The following is a 16,974-nucleotide window of genomic DNA, read 5'->3' as shown; positions in this document are numbered from 1 at the left end:
TCCTTATGGCTTTTTGGTCAAAATCGATTTGATGGGTAAAAAGAGCCCCAACCAGAAAAATAAGCCCAGTCCCAATATGCTGACTAAAGTAATAAGACTCAGAGCCATATCAGCCCCTAAATTTTCCTGCGCCCAATGTTGATAAAAAGTCGCAGGTGATAATGTTTCGGGTTTCATGTTTTGAGTAATGCGACTAATAATAAACGCCATCAATAAGGGAACAGCGATAGCAAAAAATGTGTAAATATGTACCTTTTTAATCGCCGTAAACCACGCTGGTGGTGTAAAGGTAATTGGCGGTGCAGGTTGAGGACGAACAACTCGACGAGTTTGCGTTTGCCCCCTAACTTGTGTTTTATACACATTTTTTTGCTGCCGTGTTTTTTGTAATGCTTCACTGGCAACTTTTAATTGCTTAACCCGTTCACAGGCAGCACATTTCAATCCAACAAAATATTGATGTTCTTTATTTTTGCTACATACCACCATCTTTTTCTGGCTACGCAGTGCATAAGTGCGTAAACACTGTACCCACTCGGCTGCACTTGGCCTTTGCGCTGGAGAGCCACTAAACGCTTTATCAAATAATTGGCGAATATCATTAGGTAAGAAAGTATGTCCACTGGTTGGCACAGGGCTTATCCCTTGATGCGCCTTTACCCCATAGGCATAATATTTTCCTGCAATTCGGCTGGGTAAATCATTTGGCACTTGATTATGCAAAGGTCGACCAGAAAATGGATGAATGCCAAAATTCAATAATTGAAATAAAATCACGGCCAAAGAAAATCGGTCTTGCTGGGATTCTTGAGATTGAGGAACACTTTTGGCGTGTTGAAATTCAGGGGCAAGGTAATCGACCGTAAATTGACCTGCGGCAAAACGTTCTTTTTCCCCTTGAATACTAAAGCCATCACAATCTAACATTGATACATATAAGCTTTCCCGATAAAAACGCAAATTCACGGGTTTCATGTCAATGATAAAGTGGTTTTGTTGATGAATCGCCTCAACCAATATTGCCAAATTGGTTGCGAGTTGAATTTTAGCCCCCAATCCAACGGGTAAATTATTTTCCCTCGCCTGCCTTTCTTGCAAAATATATTCAAGCTCAATGGATGCTCTCACATCCAGCTCAGGCATAACGAAACCAACAAACTGTTTTTTCTGGTTAAATAACTGGCTGATTGGCCATGCCAACTGAACGACGGGAATTGCAGTATCAGTAATCGGCGGTAAACTCGGCTTTAATGCTAACATTGCTGATGTCTTTCGACGATATAACGCTTTATCAATTTTATCGTGGTAAAGCTTAGCGACTTGCCCCTTCGCTGATGCAATATGATAAACACTGCCCGCCCCACCGCTTTTAATTAATTTACCCAGCTGGATAACTTGCCCTTGCCCATCGACAAGTTTTATCTTATTAACCACCGCCATTACATTTCCCTAAATGCTACAAATAATGTTTTATCATCCCCAGTGATTGAATAAGTGCGAGGGTCATCAAGCGTCCCTTTTAGTGCTTCACTTCCCGTTTGCTCATCATTTTGCTGTAAAAAACGAGTGACAGGTTCAATAAAAGGGAGATAAAGCGCGTCACATTGTTTATTCATAGCAAAGGGTTGTACGCCATCAGACATTAAAATGATCCGCTCTATTTTTGTAACGATAGGCGTAATACGTAAGTGTTCCTGCCAATCACTTGAGGTTAAAAACCACGTTTGATTGGCATACTCCCCATTTTCTGGCACGGAAACCTTATCAATAAGACGCCCATTTTGTTGGTAAGAAGCGATGGCTACCCCATCGCCTAAATGAAAAAGAAAGCCTTGGCGTTTGCCAACCCATGCAGCGACAAGCGTGCAAGCAAAATCCTTTAACTCACCCTGCTTATCATTTGCAAGGGAAACCAATTGTTCACGAATAGCACTCAGTGTACGAAGAATAACAGGTTGTATTTCTTCAACACTTAAATAGTCAACATGACCAAATTCAGAAATTCGCTGAACAAATAACCTTGAAACATAACGTGAACCAATCTCACTATAACGAGCAGACCCTGCGCCATCACATACACAAGCCGCTAAGCCATTTGTGGTATGCTCCACAGACCATGCATCTTGACAAGGCTGGTTATTTTCCCGATGAGAGTGCCCTTGAACTGATGCGCAATAAATTGACCAACTCATACGTTATACCGACACTGTAGACCAGCTATCCGTTGAAGGGAGTTGAGCTTGCCCACCTGGTGTCGATTGGGAAACCACTTGCATACTCGCACTCAACCACAAAAAGAGTTCTTTAAATTGCAATCCTTTTAGCTTTTTCACGCCATTCAAGCCTGCAATACTGAACTCCCCCATAACTTGCGCACTTGCCCCATCAACCATAATAGGGAACATCGCCACTTTTTGATCTTTTTGCGCTTGGCGACAAACTTGTGCCGATTCTTCCCATAAATCTGTAGGAGCACCATCTGACATTAAAAATAACCAAGGACGGGTATAAGCGACGCCCGCTTGGCGAAAACGTTGTTTTTCAGCTTCTATTTCATCTAACGCCACCATAACAGCTTGCCCTGTTGGTGTTGTCCCATTCGCTTCTAATATAGGTGCAGTAAAATCCATGGCATCACACCAATCACCAATAATCGAACATTGGTCGTTTCCACCATATTGAATAACAAGGATCCTAACCCGCTTTGCCGCAATAACATCATCCTTCAATTCTTTTTCGAGTATCTGTAAACCTGCATTTAATTCATTTATCGGCTCGCCGTACATACTGCCAGAACAATCTAATACTAAAACCAATGGTGTTCGTTGCTCACTGTTATCAACTAGAGCAACATCAGGAATGATAAGTTGACTCATGCACTTTCCTTATTTTATTGGGACGAAAATACCAATATACAGAATCACACCACGAATGAAACTAAGAAAAAAAGAGGAATAGATAAATATAATAAGAATAATCTCAAGAATATGATAACTTTTATCTCTTATATATTTTATCTTAAATGAGAATTATCCTAAGTATTTAAACCTAAAAAATTAACCAATATAATTAAAAAAAAGAAAAACAATGAATATTTATAAAAATACCAGCTTAAAACTAAATGTTTCTAACATCCATTATTCATTAGTAACATCCCTTACCTATACGCACGATAAGCGTAAAAAAGAGAGACAAATTATGAATAATTGTTAATATAAGATTTATAGTCTTTATTTACAACCAAAATGGACAATTTTCAGAATAAAAACCCAATAAAGACAATGAAATTTAACTTAAGAAAATGAATAAAATTACAATACATTGAAATAAAACAAAAATAACATTTAGAAAACTATTAAAAAGCACTATAAAATTATTTTCACCTAGTTTGACAACAATAATGAGTACAACTAATATTAACCCCGTAGTCAGCGAGCAAGAGTTCGCAAATACTCAGAAAAAAACAAACTTTAAATTAAGCCGAAATAAATACTGTCTATTTAAATGAGATGGAAAATAAATTTAAATATTTATAATTTTCAAATCAAAAAAAATAGCAAGATTTAATGCTATTAAAGCAAATAAAAGCTTAATTGATATCTCTAAAAATTAGATACAAGAAACTTTAAATTTTTAAATTATCTATCTCACATACTTAGGAATGATTATTATGAAATTAAATAAACTTGCTTTCATCGGTGCTTTAACCGTTGCAACTCTTTCTTCACAAGCTTTTGCTGCACAAGACGCAACAGTAAACTTCAATGCTCGTTTAGTTGCTGCAACATGTGATATCAGCGCATCTAAATCTTTAGTTAATTTAGGTACGCACTCAATTGAAAAAATTACTGATATCAACAAAGCATTAGCAGAATCAAACTTCAACTTAGTATTAAACAAATGTACTAAAACTTATTCTGATGACACTACTGCAACAGAAGTTTCAATTCTAGCAACAGGTGAAGCTTTAACAGGTCACTCTGATATGTTTGCAGATGCTCAAGCATCACAAGTTGGTGTTAAATTAAAAGCAGGTACAACTGAGTTAACACCTAATGCAGAAACTACTATCAATAACCTGAAAATTTTAGGTGAGAACGACTATATCGTTGAAGTAACTGCTGGTTTATATGCAACAACTAAAGATGCAGTCGCTCAAACGTTAAATGTTCCAGTAACTTTCAGCGTTGCATACGACTAATAACTACTTTTGTTAATTAGCTAGTTGAGCAGGCAGTATTTATTTACTGCCTGCAATAAAGGAAATAAAAATGACAAAATTAAAATCCTTATTTTTTATCTTATTAACTTTTTCATTTGCAACCCAAGCGGGTGTTGGCTTAAGCCAAACACGTATCGTTATTGAGGAAGCAACGAATTCAGCCTCTATTTCAGCACGAAATGAAGATGACAAGTCTTATTTAGTCGCTAATTTTATTACACAACAATTAGATAGCAAAACAGCTACTGAAGGTTTATTTGTTATTACGCCTTCAATTTTCAAATTAACGCCGAAACAACGCAATATCATTAAAATTAAGGCTATTACAAGTAAGTTTCCAAACGATAGAGAGTCAATGTACTACTTTCACTCTCGTAATGTACCCGAATTAAACGAAAATGATGGTGTGAAAGTCGGCTTAGAAAATGTCATTAAGGTTTTCTATCGCCCAACAAATTTATCGATGCCACAAGAAACAGCTTTTAAAAATATAAAAACAAAAAGTACTGCAAACGGTATTAAGTTAATTAATGATTCACCTTACTACGTCAATTTAGCTGGATTATTTGTTAACAATAAAAGCATCAAACTCAATAAACAAAATAATGTGTTGGCCCCATTCTCTGAAATAAGCTATCCAAGCCAAATAAAGAATGGAGCAGTGAAATGGGCTGTTATCAATGATCTTGGAGGATATAATGAATACCATGGGACGGTTCAGTAAAATAGTACTCGCTCTATGTGTTATCCTATTTTCAAGTCAACTTGTTGCCCAAAACGGACAAATACAGTTCAAAACCCGGATTACAAAAGGAACTTGCGAATTCGACGATAACAGTGATTTAAATAAAACTATCGACTTTAATAAAATTGGAGTCCTTATTGCATCAGAGGTTGATGGGCAACCAATTAAAAAACCGATTTTAACTGAAAATTTCTCTTACACCATTATTTGTAAAAACTTCCCTGCTAATACTGAGAAGAATATAAAAGTAAAATCAAAATCAGCTGCTTCAACACTATTTAGCAATGGAATGTTTTACGGATCAAATGATACAACTAAAACGGGTTTTTTACTTGAATCATGTAACAAAAGCAACCAAACTTGTAAGGAAGTGAATGAAGAAGGTGTTGCTACTTTTCCATCCACAACCAGTGACTCAGTTGAAGTTAATTACCGAGTAAGTCTAGTAAAACGCGAAAATGGTGTAAAACCAGGTGATTCTAACGCTGCCGTGACTTTTGAATTTTATCAGGATTAGGTGTCATGAAAAAAATAGAACAAGTATTAATCACTTTTTTAATGTTTTTCATGTATTTCCCTGCAATAGCGGCTGATGATTACATGGTTAGATATGAATTCTCTGTTTTATTTTTAGCTAAAACTTGTGATATTGATGTTCCTTCTGAAATATTACTGGGTAATCAAGCAGGTATCACCACCGTAACAGAAATTAAAAATGATAGCGTAACCAAAAGCTTTACCATTGGTTTGAAAAACTGTAACAACCAATCGCAAAGTACGGCACTGGTTTATCTGTCATCAGGTAATACATTGAACGGAAGTAATAATTTTTTCAATGATGATCCAAACGGTGTTATTGGGGTTCAATTATTAGATGGAAATCGTGTTATCAATATTAACGGAAACCCTTTGGGTAAGCCCAGTCCAGCATCAGTTATCTGGGAGAATATTGAAAGCACCAGCGCAACGAAAAACATCAATGCTAAGTTACGTTGTGCAGTAGATAATTGTGAACCTAATGAAGGTGATTTCTCTGCAACATTAACTATTGGTTATTACGCCGATTAATAATAAAGCGGAAATTTACATGAAGAAGATGGTAAAAGCTTTTCTGGGAATTTTTTTTATTACCCAAAGTTCTGTTGCTGCTGTTTCACTAGATCACTCAAGAGTTATATTTACTCAAGATGATAAAAGTCAAAGTGTAAGCGCTTATAACACAGCAAATAAAAAATACCTGATTCAAAGCTTAGTTTTTTCTGACTTAAGTTCAGAAAACGAACCAAGCCATAATTTCACGGTAATACCACCAATCGTAACATTAAATGAAAACTCTAATAATGCATTAAAAATCCTGCCAAAGGGATTGAATGAACTACCACAAGATAGAGAGTCGTTATTTTATTTGATGGTTAATTTTATACCTGAGACAACAAAAAAAAATAATGATCAAAATAATCAAATAAATACAAAATTTAATTTATCTACAAAGATAGTCATAAAAATGTTTTACCGTCCAACTGGCATTAAAGGTAATGTAAAAAACTATATTAATGAACTAACAGCTAAGCAGTCTGGGAATAAAATTATTATCAACAACCCATCTCCTTATCATTTTACGTTAGTTAATATCAAAATGGACAATGAGTCATATAACAGTGATAGAGCACCTATGGTCGCCCCTTTTTCTAAAATTGAGATACCAGCAAATAAAAAAGTATCGAAATTAGAATGGGACATGATTAATGACTACGGAGGGGAAACCCCACTACAGCCAGTAATATTAGGTGGAACTAAATAATGATAAAAAATAAATTACTAATATTTTTTCTTTTGTCTGTTTGCTTGCCGGTAGCCGTATTAGCAAAATCGCCTACAGGCTTTGATTTTCTGCTTAAAAGATACGTCTATAACGAAAGTAATAAAAGTGGTATCAGTATCGAGATACTGAATGGAAACGACAAAAGTTATTTAATGGAAGCCTGGATAGCAAACGTTGATAAAGAAACGTTACTACCAAAAGAAAAAAAAGAGACTGAAATAGTTCCTTTTATTATCTTACCACCATTAAAAAATATGGGACCAGGATCCCAAACTTCATGGAATATAAGGCGTACAGGTATTGATATTAATGGCGTTAATATGCCAAAAGATAGAGAAAGTCTCTTTTGGATTGGAATCAGGGGCATTCCTAGTGAAGAAAAATCAAAAGAAGAAAATAGTATTCAGTTAAATGTTATCCCTAATTTCTACTTTAAACTACTGTACCGTCCAAAAGAAATTCAAAATTTAAAAACGAGTGACTTAGCTAAAAAAGTTAAACTAACTCAAAATAGCAGTGTATTAACAATAGAAAACCCAACACCTTTTTATTTAACATTTGATTATTTAAAAGTTGCAGGGCATGAAATTAAAAATGGCGAAAGAGAAATAACATTGACACCTTTTTCAACAAAGGAAGTCACGCTACCAAACAATAAAGTTGGAAAGATCGAGTGGCGATTCACGGATGAATATTTGATGGAATTAGATAAAGAGTCCTTAAATTAAATTTCAGTTGAAATATTATTAACTATAACGATTGACGATGAATGGTGATGCTGTGAAAGGGATGAAATTTAAAATAATAGCATTAGAAGTTTTTGCATGTTGTTATGCAATGACTCCTGCTTTTGCACACGCCGAATCTTATTTCGATCCCGGCCTGTTAATGCATGGTAGTGGTATTGATATCAATCAAATCAATTTAAACGATTTCGTACAAAACAACACCCTAACACCTGGTACTTATGACGTCACCATCAACGTTAATATGATCCCTTCAGGGGAGTTGAGTATCCCATTTACTAAAGCTGATGGTGATAAAGTTTCTCCCGTTTTTACTATTGAGCAATTGCAAAAACTCGGTATTAATACCTCTGCAGTGCCAAGTTTAAGGGGCTTAGCTGAAACCACCGAGATTGCTAACTTATCTGACTATATTACTGATGCTTCGGTCACTTTTGATGTGCAAACCTTGACTGTCAATTTGTCTATCCCACAAATTGCGATGGTACCTAATTTTACAGGTTATGTTCCGCCAGATGCTCGCGATGATGGTGTAACAGCGTTAATTATGAATTATGTACTTAACTACAGTAATAACCGTCAGCTTTCCAAATACCACCAAAAAGCAAGCACCTCAGATTCAATATTTACGAATATTAACGTGGGGATTAACTTTGGTGCATGGCGCTTAAGAACGAGTTATTTGTACAACTACAGTAAAAATAGCGGGGCCTCAAGTTACAGTGATTCTGATTTCTCAAATACTTATGTATACAGAACCATTAATGCGATTAAATCAACCTTAAGAGCCGGTGAAATTTCATCTGGTGGTACAATTTTTGATTCAATCCCAATGAAAGGGGCGAGTTTAAAGTCAAACCCAAACCTTAATCCGAATAGCATGCAAGGGTATGCCCCTGTTGTTGAGGGTTTTGCCAACTCAAATGCGACAGTGACTGTACGTCAAAATGGTAGTGTTGTTTACCAAACGTTCGTTGCACCAGGTAGATTTGTGATCCGAGATATTCCTGCCAGTGGTTTAGCTGGGGATATGGAGGTCACCATTGAAGAAGAAAATGGTAAGCAAACGGTTTATACACAAGCTTATTCATCATTACCAATGATGGAAAGACAGGGTATGTACAACTATGAAATTGTTGCAGGCCGCTATAACGGAGGTATCGCTACGGACTCCAAAAGAAAAACATTTACCTTAGGTACGTTCAGTGTTGGTTTACCATACAACATAACGAGTTACGGTGGTTTATTGGTCTCCAATGGTTATAACTCTATCGTGGGGGGGCTTGGCTTTTCTTTAGGTGTACTCGGCGCTTTATCTACGGACGTGACTCATTCTGATGCGAAATTTTCTAATCAGCGCTTAAAAGGGCAATCTTACCGTATTCGTTATTCGAAAAGTTTACTCTCAACAGGAACATCGTTTGACTTAACAGCATTACGTTATACCACAGAAAATTTTTATTCATTCTCTGACTATAACAATACGGGTTACGATATTAAAGAGGGGTTAGCACCGTGGACAGGCTCAAGGCAGCGTTATAGTTTCCAAACATCAATTAGCCAGTCTTTTGATTCTTATGGTTCTTTATCATTAAGAGCAGCGAAAAATACCTATTGGGGTGGGCAAAGCTCAAACACCTCTGTTGGTATGTCATACAATAATAACTACAAGGGTGTATCTTACAGCTTAAGTTATATGGTTGACCGCGTGAAAAGCTACAATAACTCATGGCCAGAAAACCGTGTTGTTTCTTTAGATATTTCAGTACCTTTAAGCTTACTGACGAATAGCGAGATGGCTCAAACCATGAGTGCTCGCTATGGTATCAGCGTTGATAACCATGGTGAAACACGAAACCAAGCAGGTTTGACGGGAAGTGCGCTGGAAAATAAATTCAGCTACGGTTTATACCAAAACTATAACAGCCAAGGCAGTAACTACGGCGGTAGCGTAAATGGCACATACTCAGCAGATAACTCCACATTATCAGCAGGTTATAGTTATTCTGACTCGAACCGTACAATGAATGCAAGTATGAGCGGCGGAATGATCGCCCATTCAGATGGTATCTCACTATCCCCAAGTGTGGGTGATACTCTCGCTATCATCACTGCGGATGGTGCTAGAGGTGCAGAACTCACCATGGGTGCCAAGTTTGACCGTTTTGGGAACGCGATTATTCCACAGTTAGCAAGCAACGCGGCGAACCAGATTTCAGTCAACGTTAATACGTTGCCAGATGATACTACCTTTAAAGATACCTCAATGATGGTGTACCCAACGGAAGGGGCAATCATCAAACGTAACTTTAAAACGAAAATTGGTTACCAAGCCATGATTAATATTAACACAACGGGAAAAATGCCACCATTTGGGGCGATTGCAACACTCGTCTCTACTGATAAAAATAATGATATTAATACAGGTATTGTTGGCTCTAATCATCAGCTGTACATGAGCGGTTTACCTGATTCAGGAAAACTGAATATCAAGTGGGGTAATCAAGGTGATCAATGTTCAATCAGCTATGCTTCATTGGAAAGTATTGCTGTCACCGCTGACTCACCAGTTAGAACAATAACAGCTGAGTGTAAATAATAAATATTCACTGTCAAATTGACGAGCAAAAGAATAACTATGAAAAAAATGACATCCTATTTCTCATTTTCACACAAAGTGGCATCCGGCTTTCTACTAGCGCTTTTATTTGGAGCACGCACTCCGATAAGCTAACCATTCGTGCGGGGCAGATAGGTTATTTAGTACCCAATTGGCGGGTAATAGAACCAAACAGTTGCTAGAAACGCGTCCTGCGTCAATGTCAATAGACTGTGTTACCACGGGTAAATTGCTGATGGTGTTATCCGCTAACCAACAACTGCATGGACAAAGCAATGCAGGAACTGGATCAAGTACTAACCTTGCAGGTATGGCATTAGACTCGGTGACAGGTAACTCATCTAACTCGACTGAACGCCCTTATATCGTGACGTCGAAAGTTCCACCGTCTTCAGATATCTGTAGAAGAGGAAACTCAGATGCTTTAGTGTATTATGACCGTATAAAGCTAGGGGATATTGCCACGACCAATTTACGCCAAAACCTATACTTTAACCTTTGCCAAAATGGGAACGTACAAGCGGGTGGCTATAGAGGTAGCATCGACGTCTCTTTCTACCTTGAATAATCGCTTGTTATTATTTTCATTTTTTGGCCCATTAATTTTTATATTAAAGGGCCATTTTTCATATCATATCTAACCTGACACATTTACTGCACTTGCCGCTTTTTTTGCCCTTTCGAGTGCTTTTTCGATTGAATCTGCAATGGCTAACGCAACACCCAACCTGCGAGTTCCTGCAATTTCAGGCTTACCAAATAAACGTAGTTGGATATCAGAATCGAATGCATTCTTAATATTAGAGAACACCACATTTTGGCTATGAAGTTCAGGTAAAATAACCGCAGAAGCACTTGGGCCATATTGGCGAACGTTACCAATAGGGAAGCCTAGAAATGCACGTACATGTAAGGCAAATTCAGAAAGATTTTGCGAAATCAGCGTCACCATTCCAGTATCATGAGGGCGTGGGGATACTTCATTAAAAATGATGTCATCACCACACACAAATAACTCAACGCCAAACAAGCCGTAACCACCTAACGCAGAAACGATTTTTGCAGCAACATCTTGAGCCTTTTTCAGCGCTTTCTCGCTCATCACTTGCGGCTGCCAAGATTCGCGATAGTCACCTTTTTCTTGACGATGTCCTACAGGAGCACAAAAATGGATCCCATCTACAGCGCTAACCGTTAACAGGGTAATTTCAAAATCAAAATTGACCATTTTCTCAACAATGACTCGACCTTGCCCTGCGCGCCCCCCCTCTTGAGAATAATGCCACGCCTTTTCTAAGTCCGCACTTGAACGAATGACACTTTGCCCTTTTCCTGATGAACTCATGACGGGCTTTACAATACATGGGAAACCCATTTTTTCAGCGGCTTCAATAAAATCTGATTTATTTTCTACGAAATAATATTCCGATGTAGGTAAACCTAATGTTTCAGCAGCAAGACGACGGATACCTTCTCTATCCATTGTTAAAAAAACGGCTTTTGCAGAAGGGACGATTTTTTGCCCTTGCTCTTCGAGTTCAACTAACGTTTGGGTCGCAATTGCTTCAATTTCAGGCACAATAAAATCAGGCTTTTCTGCGATCACTAACTGTTTTAGTGCCTCACCATCCAGCATATTGATGACGTGGCTACGGTGAGCAATGTGCATAGCGGGTGCATTTTTATAGCGGTCTACTGCAATCACTTCGATACCTAAGCGTTGGCATTCAATGGCAACTTCCTTACCTAACTCCCCTGCGCCCAGTAACATAACTTTTGTTGCAGATGCACAAAGTGCCGTACCTAACTGTTCCATGATTGATGACCTTATATGCGAAAATAATACCGATGATTATATACGCAAACGTTTGCTTTTGCTATCCACGTAATAAAAAGGCCATGATAAAACATATTCGTGTCTTGAAATTAAATGAAATATTGTCTAATTCTGCGGGGTTTCATCTCGCCCGGTAATAAAAGGTTCTTTTTGGGAAAATTTGGCATATTGCTTATGCAATAAAGCCAAAATACAAAATAGTAAACCAATCCAGATTAATGCAAAGCTAATCCCTTTAACCCAATCAAACAGTTCATTAAACAAGAACACAGCGAGTAAAAATTGGATAGTTGGCTCTATATATTGGGCCAAACCAATAACAGTGAGTGATGTGCGTTTGATAGCCGCAGTAAAAAACAGCAAGGGAATAATCGTCACAGGTGCCGCTAACATATACAAAATACGAAGCTGCCAATCTCCCGCCTCCACTGCGCTTAACCCTTTTGACGATAACCACCAAGTAATACCCATTGCAATAGGCAACAACCATAATGCTTCTAAAAACAATGAAGTAATAACATCAAACCGAATAAATTTACGGATCAATCCATATACCGCAAACGCACTCCCCATCACGAGTGCTAAAATAGGCAATTCACCATATTGCCAGATTTGATAACCAACCCCAGACAAAATAAACGTAACGGCCATTTTTTCCACAAAAACTAACCTTTCACGTAAAAAAACAACACCGAGCAAAATAGAGAATAATGGATTGATAAAATAGCCCAAACTTGCGGCTAACACTTGCCCATGAGTGAGTGCATAAGTGAATGTGGTCCAAGAGATAGCCATAATGGACGAACTAAAAAGACAAAGGATAATGGACTTTTTATCAACCCATACTTGTTTCCATATTGTTTTATTTTTAATGACTAAACGGATTAAAAATAGCAATGGAATTGACCAAATAAGACGTTGGGCAAGGAGTTCTAGCGGTTCAGCTTCAGGAAGCAGCCGATAAAATAAGGGCGTTATTCCCCATAAAATATAGGAAAAAATAGCTAGAGCCACACCTGAACGCAGCAACATAATATAGCCTACAATAAAGTCAAATAAGGTAAAATTTGCTCCACATCATACGCCAATATAAAGAAAATAAAATGTTACTAACGCTCATTCTAAAGCTATCTATTTAAGATTATATGCAAATAAAAAATAGCATATAAAGCCAAATTTTATTTGCACGTTAACTCTTCACATTAAAAAATCTGTTTTTGGTGCAATGGCGGCTGCTGCTGCATAAATTCAACAAGCTCTTGAGACGTTGGCGCTGCGGAAATTGCCCCTTTTTTAGTTGTGGCTAAAGCCCCACAAGCTGTTGCCTGAGAAATAATCTTCATCAAATTATCTTTTGTATTAGCCATGCCATATTGATTAATTGCCGCTAACAATCCAGCCATAAAAGCATCTCCAGCGCCCGTGGTATCAATACTATCGACTAAATAAGCACTTACTGAAAAATGATACTCTGTCGTAAATACCCTGCACCCTTGCGAACCTTGCGTCACGACCTTAAGCTCCGCAGGATAATCACGCAATTTTTCAACCGCCTTATCAAATAGGCTCTCACCCGTTAACCAAAGTAATTCATCATCAGAAAGCTTTAAAATGTCAGCCTGTTTTGCAAAGGTGTCCACAACTTGATGCATTTCTTCGTGATCTTCCCACATTTGTGGACGAATATTTACATCAAAACTTAATCGGCCCCCAGCTTGCTTAATTTGAATTAATCCTTCCGTTAATGATGTACGGCATATTGGGTGAACAAGCGCGAGTGAGCAAAAATGCAATATATCCTGACCAAACTGAGGTAAGTTTTTTGAACTTAAAAATTGATCTGCTGAAGGCGAAACTAAAAATGTAAACTCACGTTCGCCATTTTCATGTAATGAAACTAATACTGTACTTGTTCGATATTCTTCATCAAATTCCATTGCCTGTGTATCAACACCTAGGTCAAATAAGGTTTTTTGCATAAAATGACCAAATGTATCTTCTCCGACTCTACCAATAAATCCGCTTGGATGGCCAAGCTTAGCAACGCCAGCCGCAACATTGACAGGGGCCCCCCCTGCACAAGCTTGATACCGCATATTTTCTAATGGAATTAAATCAATAACAGCATCGCCCAATGACCATATTTTCATATTTTCACCTTTTTAGTTTCCGACCAGGAAAATTTAAGCTAGTAAATCTAAGTTGTTAACGTTAACATAAAGTATAAAGTGATCGATTAGAAAACACACGTATTATCTCACCCCATTTTATCCATTTCAGATTTGTTATAGCAAAAAAGGTTAGGGATCCATTATGGAAAAACAGATTGAACGAGCAAATCAAGCCATTAAAAAAAATGCAAAACAGCTAAATACCCTGTTTTATCCGCACTATCATTTAGCACCACAATCAGGTTGGATGAATGACCCTAATGGATTAATTTATCATCAAAACTTATACCATGCTTTTTACCAACATCATCCCTACAGTTCCGTGTGGGGACCAATGCACTGGGGTCATGCAACAAGCACTGATATGGTACATTGGCAACACCAACCGATAGCGCTTGCTCCGAGTGAGGACTATGACCGTGATGGCTGTTTTTCTGGCTCAGCCGTCAGTCACGAAGGTAAACTGTATTTATTTTACACGGGCCATATTTGGCTAGCCGAAGAAGGCGATGACAGCCAAATTCAGCAATCTCAATGCTTAGCAGTAAGTAATGATGGCATTCATTTTGTGAAAAAAGGTATTGTTCTTCCCGCCCCTGAGGGATACATGCACTTTCGCGATCCAAAAGTGTGGCAACAAGAGGGCAAATGGTGGATGGTTGTTGGTGCAAGGGATACATTTGACCAAGGGAAAATTCTGTTATTTAGCTCAATGGATTTACTTCACTGGGATCCTAATTTTCAGATACTCGCTAAAACAGATGACAAAAATGTCTACATGTGGGAATGCCCTGACTTCTTTCCACTCGATGACCAATTTATTGCTTTATTTTCTCCTCAAGGAAAAAAAGCAATAAATTTCCAATACAGAAACCTCTATCAAAATGGTTACCTTATTGGGCGTTGGTCTCCCAATTCACCTTATAAGATTACCCAACCCTTTACTGAATTAGATTTTGGACAAGATTTTTATGCACCTCAAACTTTTTTAGCAAAAGATGGGCGCCGTATTGCGATAGCATGGATGGATATGTGGGAAAGTCATATGCCTTCAAATAAACATGGATGGTCAGGTTGTTTCACATTACCAAGGGAGCTTACCTTATCAAAACAAGGTAAAATTATAGCAAAGCCCATTCGTGAATTAAAAAAATTGCGGCGGTCAGCGGTCCATTTTCCAGAAATGTGCTTGCAAAAAAACACCACACTTTTGCTAAGTGAAGATGCAAGTAGCTGTGAAATTGAATTAATTTGGGACTTAACACAAAGTGCTTCAGCAGAAAAATTTGGTTTCTGGATTGGAAATGGGCTGCAATTTTATGTTGATAACCAAAGCCACCAGTTAACATTAATGCGACACTATCCTGAATATATTATCAGTGATAGTCGTTGCGCACCTTTACCACAAGTCAAACAACTCAAAATTCATGCCTTCGTTGACCAATCTTGCCTCGAGATTTTCATCAATGAGGGTGCAATAAATTTTAGTTGCCGCATCTATCCAGAGCTACAGCAGAGAAAACTACAACTATTTACGATAAACCAGTCAGCGCACTTGAAAGAAGCTACTTATTGGCCGATAAACAACGCGATTGAATAAGTCGTTATGTTCGTTGGAATAGTTTGAATGCCGTTAAAATGAGCTGCGCTCAAGAAGGTCACATGCCACATATTGAATATCTTGTTGCTGACGCCCTTCTATTATGTGAAGCGCAGCTTGTTGCCCCAACTGATAGTGCGGCAATACAACTGTGCTCAATGGGGGATAAAATAAATGCCCCACCCCAATCATGTTATCGTAACCAAGAATGGCAATATCATTTGGGATATGTAAACCCCGACTTAATAAAATTTGATATGCTAAAAAAGCAACACGGTCATTTCCACAAATAATAACATCAAAATCAGGCTTATTATTTTGAAAATGAGAATCAATTAGAGAAATAATATCAATATAATGCTCATCACCAAGCTCAAGATGATATTGCATCAAGTCTTCGTGCGGTAAATTAGCATTTCCCCATGCTGTTTCCACTGCTTCACGGCGTATTTTCCCTGCTAACGTCTCATATGGAATATATAAACATAATGGCTTTCGGTAACCTTTCTCTATTAATCGCTCCACCGCTCTGTATTGACCATTAAAGTCATCAGGAATATAAGCAGGGAACAATTTATTTTTATCAACGCAGTTCGCTAAAACCAACGGGCTTTGATGCAAAGCTTCAGGAATTGTGACTTCCCTTAACCCCATTGTCGTAAAAATAATACCATCAGGACGTTGAGACAATAGCTGTCGAACCGCCCTGTCGTTATCTTCCTTTGATGTAATATTCACAACAAAACTGTTCCAACCATATTGCCTAGCTGTTTGCTCTATTGACAAAATAATTTCAACAGAAAAAGGCGTCGTTGCTGTATCTAAAGCTAGTACCCCTACCGTTGAAACCTTAGAACTTTTTCCTCTAATTTTTCGCGCTGAAAAATCAGGAACGTAGTTGAGTGCATTAATTGCTAGCTGAACTTGTTTTAATGTATCTGGTTTTAACAATTCAGGGCTATTAATTGCCCTAGAAACTGTCATTAAAGATACATTTGCAAGTCGAGCAACATCTTTTAAAGAAGCCATTAAGTATATTCACTCAGTTAAAAAGGTTTGTAATAAATTCTACCATGTCAGAAGCAAAAAGCACCTTAACTTCCAAAACTACATATCGCCCCCCTTACTTAATAAAATCGCATAAAATATACTCCTTAGGCTTTTTATGACTTACTATTTAAGATATTATTGAGCCAGTCATAAAAATTTCA

Annotated in this window: 16 protein-coding genes; 9 read left to right on the top strand and 7 right to left on the bottom strand. The window is 37.7% G+C overall.

Annotation, left to right across the window (positions count from 1 at the left end):
- Positions 1-3: 3 nt before the first annotated feature.
- The 3 genes from ACE2AL_RS04975 to ACE2AL_RS04965 are packed head-to-tail and all read right to left on the bottom strand — an operon-like array spanning position 4 to position 2,876.
- Complete coding sequence (locus ACE2AL_RS04975) at positions 4-1,440, bottom strand: DNA-binding protein (protein ID WP_272539481.1); 1,437 nt, start codon at positions 1,438-1,440, stop codon at positions 4-6.
- Positions 1,440-2,192 carry a PP2C family serine/threonine-protein phosphatase gene (locus ACE2AL_RS04970; protein ID WP_206082981.1) on the bottom strand — a complete coding sequence of 251 codons (753 nt, stop codon included), beginning with the start codon at positions 2,190-2,192 and terminating at the stop codon, positions 1,440-1,442. The genes ACE2AL_RS04975 and ACE2AL_RS04970 overlap by 1 nt, the downstream gene beginning before the upstream one ends.
- A 3-nt stretch (positions 2,193-2,195) precedes the next feature.
- The gene (locus ACE2AL_RS04965) at positions 2,196-2,876 is read right to left on the bottom strand and encodes a VWA domain-containing protein (protein WP_206082982.1); all 681 of its coding nucleotides are present in this window, start codon (positions 2,874-2,876) and stop codon (positions 2,196-2,198) included.
- Between the two features lie 794 nt (positions 2,877-3,670).
- Between ACE2AL_RS04965 and ACE2AL_RS04960 the strand changes: the two genes are divergently transcribed.
- The 8 genes from ACE2AL_RS04960 (at position 3,671) to ACE2AL_RS04925 (ending at position 10,723) form a co-directional block, all read left to right on the top strand.
- A complete protein-coding gene (locus ACE2AL_RS04960; RefSeq protein WP_272539482.1) occupies positions 3,671-4,201 on the top strand; it encodes a fimbrial protein in 531 nt (176 codons plus the stop codon).
- A 70-nt stretch (positions 4,202-4,271) separates the two neighbouring features.
- Positions 4,272-4,946, top strand: a complete 675-nt coding sequence (locus tag ACE2AL_RS04955) for a molecular chaperone (protein ID WP_375084074.1) — start codon at positions 4,272-4,274, stop codon at positions 4,944-4,946.
- Positions 4,921-5,484 carry a fimbrial protein gene (locus tag ACE2AL_RS04950; RefSeq protein ID WP_206082985.1) on the top strand — a complete coding sequence of 188 codons (564 nt, stop codon included), beginning with the start codon at positions 4,921-4,923 and terminating at the stop codon, positions 5,482-5,484. The genes ACE2AL_RS04955 and ACE2AL_RS04950 overlap by 26 nt, the downstream gene beginning before the upstream one ends.
- Before the next feature lie 5 nt (positions 5,485-5,489).
- On the top strand, positions 5,490-6,035 hold the full coding sequence (locus ACE2AL_RS04945; protein ID WP_375084073.1) for a fimbrial protein: 546 nt from the start codon (positions 5,490-5,492) through the stop codon (positions 6,033-6,035).
- Positions 6,036-6,054: 19 nt separating this feature from the next.
- Positions 6,055-6,768: a molecular chaperone gene (locus ACE2AL_RS04940; protein ID WP_375084071.1), complete on the top strand. Its 714-nt coding sequence runs from the start codon at positions 6,055-6,057 to the stop codon at positions 6,766-6,768.
- Positions 6,768-7,517 carry a molecular chaperone gene (locus tag ACE2AL_RS04935; RefSeq protein ID WP_272539484.1) on the top strand — a complete coding sequence of 250 codons (750 nt, stop codon included), beginning with the start codon at positions 6,768-6,770 and terminating at the stop codon, positions 7,515-7,517. The genes ACE2AL_RS04940 and ACE2AL_RS04935 overlap by 1 nt, the downstream gene beginning before the upstream one ends.
- A gap of 37 nt (positions 7,518-7,554) precedes the next feature.
- Entirely contained in the window at positions 7,555-10,134 is a 2,580-nt protein-coding gene (locus ACE2AL_RS04930; protein WP_241016790.1) for a fimbria/pilus outer membrane usher protein, read from the top strand.
- A 172-nt stretch (positions 10,135-10,306) separates the two neighbouring features.
- A complete protein-coding gene (locus ACE2AL_RS04925; protein ID WP_375084070.1) occupies positions 10,307-10,723 on the top strand; it encodes a hypothetical protein in 417 nt (138 codons plus the stop codon).
- 69 nt (positions 10,724-10,792) lie between these two features.
- Here the strand turns inward: ACE2AL_RS04925 and purT are convergent, their stop codons facing one another.
- From purT to ACE2AL_RS04910, 3 genes are all read right to left on the bottom strand, one after another.
- Positions 10,793-11,971: a formate-dependent phosphoribosylglycinamide formyltransferase gene (purT, locus tag ACE2AL_RS04920; RefSeq protein ID WP_272539488.1), complete on the bottom strand. Its 1,179-nt coding sequence runs from the start codon at positions 11,969-11,971 to the stop codon at positions 10,793-10,795.
- Positions 11,972-12,097: 126 nt separating this feature from the next.
- The gene (gene rarD, locus ACE2AL_RS04915; protein WP_375084068.1) at positions 12,098-13,024 is read right to left on the bottom strand and encodes an EamA family transporter RarD; all 927 of its coding nucleotides are present in this window, start codon (positions 13,022-13,024) and stop codon (positions 12,098-12,100) included.
- Between the two features lie 170 nt (positions 13,025-13,194).
- A complete protein-coding gene (locus tag ACE2AL_RS04910; protein ID WP_272574253.1) occupies positions 13,195-14,142 on the bottom strand; it encodes an aminoimidazole riboside kinase in 948 nt (315 codons plus the stop codon).
- Positions 14,143-14,305: 163 nt separating this feature from the next.
- On the opposite strand from ACE2AL_RS04910, the gene ACE2AL_RS04905 reads away from it, so the two are divergent.
- Positions 14,306-15,763: a glycoside hydrolase family 32 protein gene (locus ACE2AL_RS04905; protein ID WP_375084067.1), complete on the top strand. Its 1,458-nt coding sequence runs from the start codon at positions 14,306-14,308 to the stop codon at positions 15,761-15,763.
- 33 nt (positions 15,764-15,796) lie between these two features.
- Here ACE2AL_RS04905 and ACE2AL_RS04900 read toward each other — a convergent pair whose 3' ends face one another.
- Complete coding sequence (locus tag ACE2AL_RS04900; RefSeq protein WP_349415619.1) at positions 15,797-16,792, bottom strand: LacI family DNA-binding transcriptional regulator; 996 nt, start codon at positions 16,790-16,792, stop codon at positions 15,797-15,799.
- Positions 16,793-16,974: the final 182 nt, after the last annotated feature.

The organism is Providencia xihuensis (assembly GCF_041953405.1).
In the GTDB taxonomy this organism is placed as follows: Bacteria; Pseudomonadota; Gammaproteobacteria; order Enterobacterales; family Enterobacteriaceae; genus Providencia; species Providencia vermicola.
This window is presented reverse-complemented; position numbering and strand designations above follow the sequence as displayed.

Excerpts from the sequence above, each read along its gene's own strand:
- ACE2AL_RS04975 (WP_272539481.1), bottom strand. The coding sequence starts at position 1,440 with ATGGCGGTGGTTAATAAGATAAAACTTGTCGATGGGCAAGGGCAAGTT.
- ACE2AL_RS04970 (WP_206082981.1), bottom strand. The coding sequence starts at position 2,192 with ATGAGTTGGTCAATTTATTGCGCATCAGTTCAAGGGCACTCTCATCGG.
- ACE2AL_RS04965 (WP_206082982.1), bottom strand. The coding sequence starts at position 2,876 with ATGAGTCAACTTATCATTCCTGATGTTGCTCTAGTTGATAACAGTGAG.
- ACE2AL_RS04960 (WP_272539482.1), top strand. The coding sequence starts at position 3,671 with ATGAAATTAAATAAACTTGCTTTCATCGGTGCTTTAACCGTTGCAACT.
- ACE2AL_RS04955 (WP_375084074.1), top strand. The coding sequence starts at position 4,272 with ATGACAAAATTAAAATCCTTATTTTTTATCTTATTAACTTTTTCATTT.
- ACE2AL_RS04950 (WP_206082985.1), top strand. The coding sequence starts at position 4,921 with ATGAATACCATGGGACGGTTCAGTAAAATAGTACTCGCTCTATGTGTT.
- ACE2AL_RS04945 (WP_375084073.1), top strand. The coding sequence starts at position 5,490 with ATGAAAAAAATAGAACAAGTATTAATCACTTTTTTAATGTTTTTCATG.
- ACE2AL_RS04940 (WP_375084071.1), top strand. The coding sequence starts at position 6,055 with ATGAAGAAGATGGTAAAAGCTTTTCTGGGAATTTTTTTTATTACCCAA.
- ACE2AL_RS04935 (WP_272539484.1), top strand. The coding sequence starts at position 6,768 with ATGATAAAAAATAAATTACTAATATTTTTTCTTTTGTCTGTTTGCTTG.
- ACE2AL_RS04930 (WP_241016790.1), top strand. The coding sequence starts at position 7,555 with ATGAATGGTGATGCTGTGAAAGGGATGAAATTTAAAATAATAGCATTA.
- purT (WP_272539488.1), bottom strand. The coding sequence starts at position 11,971 with ATGGAACAGTTAGGTACGGCACTTTGTGCATCTGCAACAAAAGTTATG.
- rarD (WP_375084068.1), bottom strand. The coding sequence starts at position 13,024 with ATGTTGCTGCGTTCAGGTGTGGCTCTAGCTATTTTTTCCTATATTTTA.
- ACE2AL_RS04910 (WP_272574253.1), bottom strand. The coding sequence starts at position 14,142 with ATGAAAATATGGTCATTGGGCGATGCTGTTATTGATTTAATTCCATTA.
- ACE2AL_RS04905 (WP_375084067.1), top strand. The coding sequence starts at position 14,306 with ATGGAAAAACAGATTGAACGAGCAAATCAAGCCATTAAAAAAAATGCA.
- ACE2AL_RS04900 (WP_349415619.1), bottom strand. The coding sequence starts at position 16,792 with ATGGCTTCTTTAAAAGATGTTGCTCGACTTGCAAATGTATCTTTAATG.